5 protein-coding genes are annotated in these 12328 nt (G+C 52.9%); 1 reads left to right on the top strand and 4 read right to left on the bottom strand.

Annotation, left to right across the window (positions count from 1 at the left end; all coding sequences use genetic code 11):
• Positions 1–487: 487 nt before the first annotated feature.
• The 4 genes from galK to HMPREF0636_RS05265 form a co-directional block, all read right to left on the bottom strand.
• Positions 488–1639 carry a galactokinase gene (gene galK, locus HMPREF0636_RS05280; protein ID WP_044168984.1) on the bottom strand — a complete coding sequence of 384 codons (1152 nt, stop codon included), beginning with the start codon at positions 1637–1639 and terminating at the stop codon, positions 488–490.
• 80 nt (positions 1640–1719) lie between these two features.
• Entirely contained in the window at positions 1720–3021 is a 1302-nt protein-coding gene (locus tag HMPREF0636_RS05275) for an MFS transporter (protein WP_044168983.1), read from the bottom strand.
• 63 nt (positions 3022–3084) lie between these two features.
• A complete protein-coding gene (locus HMPREF0636_RS05270; protein ID WP_044168982.1) occupies positions 3085–4149 on the bottom strand; it encodes an aldose epimerase family protein in 1065 nt (354 codons plus the stop codon).
• Between the two features lie 212 nt (positions 4150–4361).
• On the bottom strand, positions 4362–5069 hold the full coding sequence (locus tag HMPREF0636_RS05265; protein ID WP_044168981.1) for an energy transducer TonB: 708 nt from the start codon (positions 5067–5069) through the stop codon (positions 4362–4364).
• 554 nt (positions 5070–5623) lie between these two features.
• On the opposite strand from HMPREF0636_RS05265, the gene HMPREF0636_RS05260 reads away from it, so the two are divergent.
• Complete coding sequence (locus HMPREF0636_RS05260) at positions 5624–12157, top strand: DUF4465 domain-containing protein (RefSeq protein WP_044168979.1); 6534 nt, start codon at positions 5624–5626, stop codon at positions 12155–12157.
• Positions 12158–12328: the final 171 nt, after the last annotated feature.

Here is a 12328-nt window from a genome sequence, read left to right as displayed (position 1 = left end):
AAAGGGGCAAACGCTCTACTATGCCCAATCCCTCTAAGCCAGGGGATGGTGTCGGGATCTAGCCCTTCCCCCCCTTATCTCCAGCAAAGCACCTAATAGCTTTTTCCTCTCGCACCCGGTAGCCATAGGTTATCTTAGTCGCTCTAGGTGATCTAACCCAAGATTCAGCTAGAGCTACTGAAGGGACTCGGTCGGTTGGATCCACTAGGCTCTAGGATGCTCACTCGTAGGTAAAGAATTCACTACCAAGAGGGAAAGTTGAATACCCACCTCGGTGGTAAAAAAATCACCACCTCGGTAGTAAATTATTTACCACCGAGGTGCTAAGAAAATTACCACCGAGGTGGTAATTATTTTACCTCCTCGGTGGCATGTGTGAAGGATACTTAGGCAGATCCCTTCGCTATAAAAGAGCTCCGCCACAAAGGGATGAAACCCTTCGTGGCGGAGCTTACCTTTTGGGGGAGGAAGTCGCTAATAGGGGCGACTAGAGGCGGCGTGAGCCATCGGAGATGACGACGTCGTAGAACTTCGGGGCATGACCATACTTGGCCTGGTAGCGACGACGTACTTCGTCTACGAAGCTATCGTGTAGCTCTTCCTTGAGGAGGTTGATGGTACAGCCTCCGAAGCCACCACCCATCACTCGAGAGCCTGTTACGCCTAGTTCTTTGGCTAGGTCGTTGAGGAAGTCAAGTTCCTCACAGCTCACCTCGTAGAGCTTGCTCATACCGTGGTGTGTCTCGTACATCTTCTTGCCCACGGTGTCGTAGTCTCCACGACCGAGGGCTTCGCAGACTGCTAGCACACGATCTACTTCGCCGATGACGTACTCGGCACGCTTGTAGTCCTCTTCGGTGATTTCGCTACGTACTTCATTGAGCATCGCCATGGAGGCGTCACGTAGGAACTTCACCTCGGGGTGACGCTTGGCAATAGCAGCCACTGCACGCTCACAGCTCTCACGACGCTTGTTGTAGGCTGAGGAGGCTAGCTCGTGCTTGACGACACTGTCTACGAGGAGGAGACGATAGCCCTTGGACTTGGGATCAAAGGGGAAGTATTCGTATTCGAGGCTCTTGCAGTCAAGACGGATGAGGTGACCCGCCTTACCGAAGACGGAGGCGAACTGGTCCATGATCCCACACTTCACCCCGATATAGTTGTGTTCGGTGGCTTGACCAATCTTAGCTAGCTCAAACTTGTCGATGCCTAGAGAGAGGAGGTCGTTGAGGGCAAAGGCAAAGGTGCTCTCCAGTGCTGCGGAGGAGGACATACCTGCTCCTAGGGGAACGTCCCCAGCGAATACGGTGTCGAAGCCCGTAATCTTTTTGCCTCGCTTCTGGATCTCACGGCAGACACCGAAGATATAGCGTGCCCAGGCTTGCTGAGGTGCATCCTCTTCGTTGAGCCCGAACTCTGCATGTTCACCTAGGTCTAGCGCATAGGTGCGTACTCGGTCGGTGCCATTGAGGCGAATCTCAGCGACCATAGCCTTATCGACTGCACCTGGGAATACGAAGGCTCCATTGTAGTCTGTGTGTTCGCCGATGAGGTTGATACGGCCTGGGGAGGTGAAGAGGATACCTTCTGCTCCGTAGAGCTCTTGGAATTTGCTGCGAATGCTAGCTGTGTTCATCTGTAGTACTTATATATGATGTGTATAAAAACACATCCCCTCGCAAGGGGTAAGCCAAGCGAGGGGATGAGGAGTGATGACTAAGGGAGCTGACGCACCTTGTGTCCTGCGAGGGCATAGTAGAGCAGATAGGCTTCGCCGATGGCGACGATGCCCCATGTCCACTGCCAGCCATGGAAGGTATCTGCGAGGAAGCCCTGCAGTAGTGGGAGGATAGCTCCACCCACGATACCCATCATCAGAGCACCTGAGCCTGCGGCGGTATACTTGCCGAGCTTATCAATGGCTAGTGCGAAGATAGCTCCCCACATGATGGAGTGGAAGAGACCCGCACCGATGAGGAAGTAAGGATTGTCAAGTACCATCGCAACGATGACAAGGATACCAGCGATAGCGGAGGTGAAGGCTAGCTGCTTGCTCGCACTGATGCTACTGAGGAAGCTACCACAGAGACGGCCTACGAGCATGAGCCCCCAGTAGAGGGTAGCCAGGAGTGCAGGGTCAGATAGCCCCTTGTTCTCTGCATAGAGGTTGATGTTATTCCCTACGCAGACCTCAACACCTACGTACATGAAGATAGCGACGACACCGAGAGCTAGGTGGCTGAAGCTCCATACACTCTTCTCGAGCACTTCGCCTTCCTTCTTCTCTGCGCTAGCGATGGTAGGTAGGTTGATCTGTGTCAGAGCGACGATCAGACCACCAACGAGTACAATCAGTACGAGGAAGGGGATGTAGAGCGAGCTGATTTGGATATCCAGCCCAGTCTTGCCAGCGAAAATCACGTGAGCTACGAGAAGGGGAGCGATGGTAGCCATGGAGGAGTTACCCGTCCCAGCGATAGACTGACGTGTGACACCGGTTGTACCCTTGACGCTACAAGCTACGATGTAGGGATTGAGGACTGCCTGTAGGAAGGTCAGTGCAGACCCTGCTACGAAGGCAGCGACAAGGAAGATATAGTAGGCGATAGGAATGACAACGGCTCCCTCATACTTGTAGCCTTCGCCTGCTGCACGTGCAGCGTCAATTGCTGGCTCGAAGGTCGCTAGGTCTACCGTTTCAAAGATATAGGCAGAGAGCTCATAGAGTCCAAAGGCTGCAATCAAACCAAAGAGACCGAAGATGAGGGTCTTCTTATAGCCGTTTCTCTCGATGTACTTAGCACTTGGTACGCCCATGGCAAGGTAGCCAAAGAAGAAGGCGAAGGTAAGTAGGGTGGTGAGTGTGTTGGTCTGTGCGCCTGCCATCAGTAGGAAGGCTGCCTTCATTGGAGCTTGGAACTGCCCATTCAGGTTTGTGATGAGCCCCACGAGAGACATCAGCACGACCATGATGATGAATGGCACAAGGTAACTCTGCGCCTGTTTCTGTTGTGTCATCTGTTTCGTTATTGGATTATGTGAGTTGTTCTGTTTGCTGTCGGATGGGAAGCCTTGGATGGGCTACCCTACGGTGAAGCGAAACGCTGTCACTGAGTGGAAGGTCTCCCCAGGGTTAAGACGTGTCGTTGGGTACTCGGGATGGTTAGGGCTGTCGGGGTAGTGCTGCGTCTCTAGGCAGAGGGCAGCACGTGCTGGGTAGCGATGTCCGTGCTTACCACGCATGTTGCCACTCATCCAGTTGCCCGTGTAGAGCTGTACCCCTGGCTGATCGGTGTAGACCTCCATAGTGATTCCCGTCTTGGGTGAGGTGCATCGGGCAGCAAACCCGAGCTTGCCGAGGGGCTTATCCAAGATATAGGTGTGGTCGTAGCCACGTGCCCAGACGAGCTGATCGGTAGGTGTATCGATGCGAGCACCTACCTCGGTGGGCTGGGTAAAGTCCATAGGCGTACCGGCTACAGCCTCAGGTGCTCCGTAGGGGATAGCCGTATCATCCGTGGGGAGGTAGGTACTGGCATTGATCTGTAGGATGTGATCATGCACTGAGGCATCACCATCACCAGAGAGATTGAAGTAGCTATGGTTGGTGAGGTTCACGATCGTAGGACGGGTAGTGGTCGCTGTGTATTCGATGGTCAGCTCGTTATCCTCGGTGAGGGTATAGACGACACGTACACATAGCTCCCCGGGATACCCCTCCTCGCCGTCCTTGGAGACGTAGCAGAGGGCTAGCTTGTTCTCTGCAAGTTGCTCCGCATCCCAGATTACGGCATTGAAGCCTTTTAGCCCTCCATGCAGTGCATTCGGACCATTATTAATAGGGAGGGAATACTCTATGCCATCGAGGGAGAACTTCCCACGTGCCACACGGTTGGCATACCTACCACAGATGGCTCCGAAGTAAGCCTCTTCGCTGTCGAGGTACTCTTGTAGGCTGTCGTGTCCGATGACGACATCCGTCCAGCCTGAGCGACTGGGGACGACAAGGGAAACGAGCTTAGCGCCTTGGTTGATGAAGTGTGCTTCTGCTCCCTGAGTGTTACGGAGCGTGTAGAGGCGAACCTCCTTGCCATCCACCTGGGCAGTAAAAGCCTGTGGATCGAGATTAGCTTTGTTATGTGCCATGCGAGGCCGTGTTGTGTAGAATGTACTTAGTAAAGTATTTTATTTTGACCTCAAATATACAAAAACTTCGGACATAGGCGCACTCCAGCCCTGATGGATAAAGCCCTGATGAGAGAGGGCATAAAAGAAGCTACCCCAAGCGGTATGCTCGGGGTAGCTATAAATCAGATGCAACGTCGTGGGAACGACTGTTGCAGTGTCCCTTGGGGAGCTTATTGTAGGCGGAAGACTACGGGTACGATGTATCGTGTACGTACAGCCTTACCTTGCTGACGACCGGGCTTCCACTTGGGGAGGGTCTTGACGACACGTACAGCTTCCTTGTCGAGAGCAGGGTCTACGCTCTTGTATGTTTCGACAGCGGAGACAGATCCATCACGCTCTACGACGAAGCGTACCATGACCTTACCCTGAATACCATTATCGACAGCGCTCTCGGGGTAATTGATGTTCTTAGCGAGGTACTTGAGCAGAGCCTCCATACCACCTGGGAACTCGGGTTGCTCCTCTACTACCTCGAAGATCGCTTGGTCTACTTCTTCGTCGACCTGTACGTTCTTCGTCCCGAGGGGGATGTTAGGGGGAGGAAGAGGCTTATCCTGGTCTACGGAGACGAAGGAGGGCTTGATGACCTCTCTATCGTTACTTACGACCTTCAGTTCGTCAGGGAGCTGTACTTCAGTCTGCTGAGCTTGCTGGGGTTCGGGCTCAGGCTCATCAGGCTTCTGTTGGTCTTCGATATTCATTACATCCTCGACATCCTGGGTGTTGAATGCCTTCTCCTGTGCTTGAGCTTGTGTGACAGCACTGCGCCACTCCAAGCCAACGAATACTACAGAGAGAGCAACCAATAACCCGAGCAGGAGCGAGAGACCCTTACCTCGTTCGAGGTCGGCCTTTGCTGATTTCTTGATTTCCATACTGCTACACTAGTTTGAGTTAGTACGACAAGCACCTTGGGGTGCGGATATTGCTTTCTTGGGGGCAAATATACAAATATATTCTGTTGGTTGTATCGGGGCAGACCTTGGGTAGGTTGTGAAGGAGCTATGAGCAAACCCATGGGTGGGGTTGTGAGGAAATCCTTGCAAGGGTCTCGGGGCAAATGCATGCAAGGGTTTCCCCCGAGACCCTTGCATGGGTTTGATGACCTCCATTAGGAGCTCTCCCCCTCATGTGTGTCATGTGCTTGTCTCCTTGGGAAATAGGGGGAGGTGGAGAGCCTCGTAGGAGGATGTAGGAATGGGACTATGTAGGGTGCATCCGATTTCATACATTATCCTTATTTTTGTCTCACGGATCGTCGACCAACGACTTAGCTATGCACTCCCTTTACAGAGTATTATTGGCTTCCCCGATATTCATCCCTTCCTGTGGCACCTTAGCCTATGGTGGTCTTTACCTCGCTTCTGCCGTGGATGGAGCGTGGCTCTTGCTATGATATAAGTACAATATCCTAAAATATAACCAACCTATGAGACGAATTCTACTCAGTTTATGGCTACTCTGCTTTGTCTCTCTCGGGCTCAATGCTCAGATCCTGATGCCTCGGGAGGACGGAGCGGAGAAGGTCGAGACCATTACGGTGGAGAAGTTCTTCTACGACAGTGGAGGCCCTAGTGGTAACCAAGCGACACAGCGTGTAAACGCTATTACCTTCGTTCCCAAGCCTGGGGAGATGATTGAGATTACCTTTGAGGAAGTACAGCTCAGTGCAGCTACCTTATACTTCTATGACGGTAAGGTCCCCCTAGTTAAGATTCCTGCAGCAGACGAGGACGAAGATGATGAATACCAAAAGCCTAGTGTACCTGCCCGCTACTCCTACACGGGGAATAAGATGGAGCCAAAGGTCATCCGCTCCCAGAGCCCTGATGGGAAGCTGACCGTAGTCTTCGTAAACGCTAATGGCATAGGTAAGGGCTGGGTAGCGAAGGTGAAGAGTAGCCCTCGTACTGCTGACGACCCTAAGGCTCCCGAAGAGCCCAAAGATATTGTCAAGATCGGTCGTACACACCGCACGGTGGAGGTCGGTGATACCCCTCTGAACTTCTATGATGATGGAGGTAAGGAGGGGAAGATAACGGAGAACTTCGAGGGCTCTATTACCTTCACCCCCAAAACTGCTGGTCGGCGTGTACGCATTACCTTCAACAAGCTTGACCTCTTCAATACCAATCCCCTGAGGAATGACCAGCTACACATCTACAACGGGAGGGAAGCAAAGGCAGAGAAGCATCTGCGTACACTCCTCTCAGACAAGACCCCAGTAGTACTGCTCTCGGCATCAGAGGATGGGGCGCTGACCGTGACTCTCAAGAGTACCACGGGCGTGACTAAGAGCGGCTTCGAGGCTGTCGTCACAGAGTTTGTCCCTCAGGCCATGGCACTCGATGGGATCAAGCAGACACAGCTCGAGAGTAATAAGCCTGTAATGGCTGGGGCGAAGAAGCAAGAAATCCTAGAGGTGAATATCCAAGCAAAGGATGTCCTCCAGCCCCTAACAGCCACTTCCTTCACATTCAGCACAGAGGGTAGCACCGAGGGGGTACTCAGTGCAGCCGAGCTCTGGACAAAGGATCGGGGTGTGATGGCTCCAGCACGTAAGCTCGGAGAGGTAACAAGCATCGGCAAGACATGCACTGTTACCCTTTCCTCTCCCTATACCCTCATGGATGGCGACAACGCCTTCGTACTCTACTACGACATCGCAGAGACAGCTCAGACGGGGGGACAAGTAGATGCTTCCCTAGTCTCTGTCCTGCTCTCAGGCAAAGAGGAGAAGCCAAGCGATACAGCAGTCCCTGGGAGTCGACCCATCCAAAATACCATCCATAGCTCTGAGGGGCATAATACGTACAAGATCTACGGGGAATGGAAGTTCCTACCCACGATGACATTCAATAAGTACGCTGGGGGTAGGGTGGATCAGATGACAACCCTTCTGCCCAGCAAGTCTGGGGAGGTCGTAGAGCTAGACTTTGAGTACTTCAAGGTCTACTACGGCAAGGCTAGCTATCAGCCCAAGGCAAAGTTCATCGTGTATAACGGAGCAACAGCATCTGGGACTCCTCTCTGGAGTGCTAACTTGGGTAACCATGACGTTGGTCCTAAGCTCTTGCGCTCAACCTCTGCTGACGGTGCCTTGACGATTGTCTTCAACCCCAACGAAACGAGTAGTAGCTATACGGAGAAAGGGTGGAGTGCATCGGTGCGCTCTGTTACCCCCAAGTCCATGGCTCTAGCTAAAGCCATCGGCTTCCAAGCCTCTACAGAGGCTATTCCCACAGGCTCTGTTAAGCAAGCGATCCTAGGCTTGGAGCTCCAGGCGGAGGGTTTCCTTAACCCCTTGACTCTAGACAAACTAAGCATCAACCTCAAGGGCAGTGAAAGGCATCTAGCCCGAGTAGCCTTATACGCCACGGCAGATAAGAAAGAGTTTAGTGCCAATGATCTTGTTGCCGAGGCATCCGCACCCCTTGGTAGCACCATCACCCTTACGCCTAATGAGTCTCGACAGCTAGCCGAGGGGACGAGCTATTACTATATTGCCTACGACCCCAAGAGTGATGCACCAGCGGGTATTACTTACGATGCTTCGTTCACCGAACTCATAGTCTCCGGTGCAATACATGTCATTACCACCCCAGACCCCGACGGCGTACGTAAGAGCCGCTCCCAGCATATCTTCCAAGGGGGGAAGGATGAGACTGTGCAGGTCACGTCTCCCATTACCTTCTACGATGCTGGAGGGGTAGATCGTAAGGCTCCCAACGGTACAGCTAGTGGCTCGGTACGCTTTGTTCCCAAGGCGGGCGAGGTCATTCGTTGTCGAGTCGTATCGGCAGGCCTTACACGGACACAGCACCTGAGGTTCTATAGTGGTCAGTCCACGGAGGCCAAGGATCAGCTCCTCGATGTGAGCGGTAGTGATCAGCAGTATCCATCGATTGTCTCGCTCGCAGATGATGGCTCTGTCACGGTGCAATACACCAAGGGCTACGGTGAGTCAGACTGGGAGATTGAGGTAGAGTCCATCGTGCCTCAGCCTCTCTCCATAGCATCCGTTACGACGGAGGTCGCTAGTGAGGCGAAGCTACTTGCTGGAGCAAAGAACGAGCCGTTCCTTCATATCACTTTGAAGGTAGAGGGTGATAAGGGGGCTCTGGAGGTCACGGGCTTTGAGTTGGCAGGACTAACAGAGGCGAGTAAGAAGGCCCTTGTCAAGCGTTGCCTCTATAGCTCTGGTGCAGATGCAAGCCTAACCACCACGAAGCTCTTCGCTAGCACGGAGGATGCCTCCACAACTACGTTTACAGGGTCGGAGACGTTCATCAAGCCGGGGTCTTATCACTATTGGCTCACAGGGGACATCGCTACCTCTGTAGCTGCAGGCACAGAGGTCGCTGTGAGCCTCAAGGAGGTACGCTCCAAGGATAAACCCGCCGTCGCACCTACCGATAGCAAGGAAGCCAAGCGAGAGGTGAAGGCAGGGATGCATGGTGAGTACCTCGTGGGGCCTTCCTCTACGGCTAAGTACAAGAGCCTCAAGGATGCTACCGATGCCTTGAGTGCTGCTGGTGTGGATGGCCCTGTTACTCTTCTGCTGGAGAGCGGTGTCTACACCGACATGGTCTCTATACCAGCTATCGAGGGGCTCTCCTCTATGAATACCCTGACGATCCGCTCACAGAGTGGGAAACGCTCCGATGTAGTCTTCGATATAAAGCCCTATAAGACTGTTGGGGAGGACAAGCCTGGGCATTTCACCATAGATGGTGCAGACTATCTGACGCTTGAAGCATTGACCATCAAGGGATATGACAAGAAGGCTCCAGCAGTTGTCCTTGTACGCAATAAGAGCGAACATGTGACCATCCGCGATTGCTACCTCTGGGCTCCTCTCGCTTTAGACTATCTGACGGGTAACATTGCGGTCCTTAAAACAAGTGCGAAGAACGAGCCTTATCAAAACAACGACTACCTGACACTTGTCTCCTCGACAGTCGAAGGTGGGTACCAGGGTGCATACATAGATGGTACTGGTCATATTGCCCTACCTAAGCAGAAGGGAGCCCATCTAAAGGATAACGTCTTCATTGGTCAAGGCTCCGTAGGGATTTACGCTACACTTGAGCATGATGCCCTCTATGAGGGAAACACGATCTATGGCCGAGGGGAAGTGGCAAACCCTTACAAGGCTCTTGATATTACCCTCATGGGCAATACTGTCATACGTAACAATAAGGTAGAGGTACATGGCTTGCAAGGGAAACGGAGAGATATTAATGCCCTTTACCTGCGTCACACACGTAGCACTTCCGATACACCCTCTGGTAGGAATCTTATATACAACAATGAGCTACGTATCACGGCGGATAATGGGGCAGATGCGGCGTATGGTATAGTCTTCTCAGACCCCAACCTAGAGGATCTTGATATCTTACACAACTCTGTCTCGATTACGAATCCTACAGCTAAGCAAAACTCGGCCCCTCTAGCGATCATCGGGAGAGGTAGCAACGTGGCAAAGAGCTTAAATATCCGCAATAACCTCTTCCAGAACCATGCTGGTGGCTATGTTTACTACATGCAGAAGGAGGCATTTAAGACGGGTATTACCTTCTCGCACAATGCTACCTTCTCCTCGGGTACACACTATGCCAAGGTGGGTGAGAATCTCACAAGGGATAAGTGGAAGGAGCTGACAGGAGATGCCACTTCCATTGTAGAGGATGTGCAGTTCTTTGATGAAGAGTCCTCGCTCCTGCCTCGTGCGGTTGGCTCTCTACGCTTTGCCCCTCGTCAGGCAGAGGTTACTCATGATATCACGGGAGCTGAGCGTCCGTCTAGCCTGGTGACGGCAGGGGCTTATGAGGTGACAGAGCATGAGACACCTGCCCTTACCTCGGGTTATCCTAAGGTGAGTGAGGTAGGTGTTACGACAGCTAAGCTCCTAGTGAAAGCGACGGAGTTTGGTAAGCTCCTCTACAAGGTCTTGCCCAGCACTGCTGCCGCACCCACACTAGACGAACTGAAGGCCTCTACCGATAAGCTCACCTTCAGCAAGAATACCGAGCAAGGTAAGACCCTCACAGGACTCACGTCAGAGACCGAGTATAAGCTCTATGGTCTCCTCCTGGGGCTGAATGGTGTCTATACCGATGCGTTTACTCCGATAGCCTTCACTACTACGCATGCACCTACGGCAGTCTCTACGTTTGAGGCTGTAGCGAAGGGGACAGAGAACTTTGATGACGGTACTGCCCACTTCGATGGCTTCACTGTGGAGGAAGTCCCAGCAGGGGCAAAGGCAGGGAGCAAGCACATTGCTAAGGTTAATTCTCCTGCAGAGGTCACGATTACCAATAGTAGGGGTAACCTCCTCCTCGATGGCTTCTGGCTCAAGAGCAATAAAAGCGTTATCCTGAAGACTAAGGATAAGGATGGAGTAGAGGGGAAGAGCAAGACCCTCGAAGCCACAGGTGAGGAATGGTTGTACATCAATCTTCGTGAGCTGGGCAAGCTCCATTCCCTCTCCCTCACGACCCTCGGTGAGGCGTACATCGATGACTTCAGTGGTACACCCGCTCCTCTTGTCCTTGATGACAGTGAGGAGTCTGCTGCCAGTGGTGAGGTAAAGACGCTGAGCGTTGCCCCTAAGGGTGGAGTCCTCCCCTACAGCTACCTGTGGAAGGATGCGCTGGGCAAGGAGGTCTCTCGAGAGGCAACTCTCCGAGTGAAGGCTACCCATACCCAGCTCTATCGTGTGGAGGTCAAGGATGCTTGGGATCAAGTGATCTCTGCCCATAAGACCCTGAAGGTCTCGGGTGAGTCTGCGGTGGCAACCTTTGATGACCTATCCCTTGCACCCGAGAGCCATTGGACGGGGGACAATACCAAGGGAGACGAGGCATACGAGACCACCTTCTACAGTGGATCCTATGGGTTTGCCAATACTTACATCAAGAAGTGGTCTACGTGGGGAGGTTATGCCTATTCTAATAGGACATCTACGAGCTTTGCTACTTGGGACCCTGACCAATATAACAGCGCCGTGGGGCATGGTGTAGCGGGGTCAAAGAACTATGGGATTGCCTACCTCCTCGGGGGGAGCACGAAGATCTCTGTGACCCACGCTCCGAAGGCTGTCCTCTCAGGGATGTACGTGACGAACACCGCATGGGTCAAGCATGTCACCGAGCATGGTACGGGGATGGGACCAGATGCGAATACCCCGTTCAAGAAGGGAGATTACTATAAGATCACTGCAGTGTCTAACGATGATGAGACGAAGAAGATTGACTTCTACCTCGTGGACTTCCGCAGTGATAATCCTGCTGACCATTACGTGATCGACTCTTGGCAGTGGCTTGACCTCTCTGCTTTGGGTGAAGTGTCTTCTATTCGCTTCAATGCGGCAGGGACACGGGCGAATCAGTTCGGCTCAACGATCCCATTCTACTTCGCTCTCGACAATGTGGGGGGCAAGGTGATGGAGGAGAAGAGTAGCAGCATCACTGTCCGCCCAGGCTCCACAGAGTCCTTTGACCTAGCGAAACTCTTTGCCTCTACGTCTCTACCGAAGAAGGCTGGAGCTACCACTACCTACACCCTTGTGGAAGCTCCAGAGGCTACATTAGCCACAGCGAGTGTGGTGGATGGGAAGCTACAAGTCGTCGGGAAGGTGAAGGGAGAAACAAACCTCCTAGTGAAGGCGACAGCTCGTGGTGCTTCGGTCTACCTGAGAGTCCCCCTAGCACTCGGCGAACCCCGACCCGTAGATCCTACGCTAAGCATCACCGACCTACGTGTCCTCCCCAACCCAGCCACTGAGTACATCACCCTCACGGCAGAGGGCAAGGTTGAGATCTATGCCCTCTCGGGGGCACTCATCTACCGCACTACGAACTATACCCGTGGTAGTCGCATCTCCATCAGCGACTATGCCCCAGGTGTGTACCTTGTGCGTGCGGGAGGCTCTACACAACGCTTCATCAAGAAGTAAACTAAGCTAGTCCCTCGGGCTACAGACAGGATGACCCTGCCGAAGTCCCCCAGCTCTGGGGGCTCTTCGGTGGGGTCTGCTGTTTTTCTTTTCCTTATCTATCTTTGCAGGTGAGGATGTCTCGTTGGGGATAGTGCTTGGTAGGTATCGGGGGAAACCCTTCAGAGGTAT

Origin of the sequence: Porphyromonas catoniae ATCC 51270 (assembly GCF_000565015.1) — a bacterium.
Lineage (GTDB): Bacteria > Bacteroidota > Bacteroidia > Bacteroidales > Porphyromonadaceae > Porphyromonas > Porphyromonas catoniae.
The sequence above is the reverse complement of the archived record's forward strand: the minus strand, read 5'-3'. Positions and strand labels throughout refer to the sequence as shown.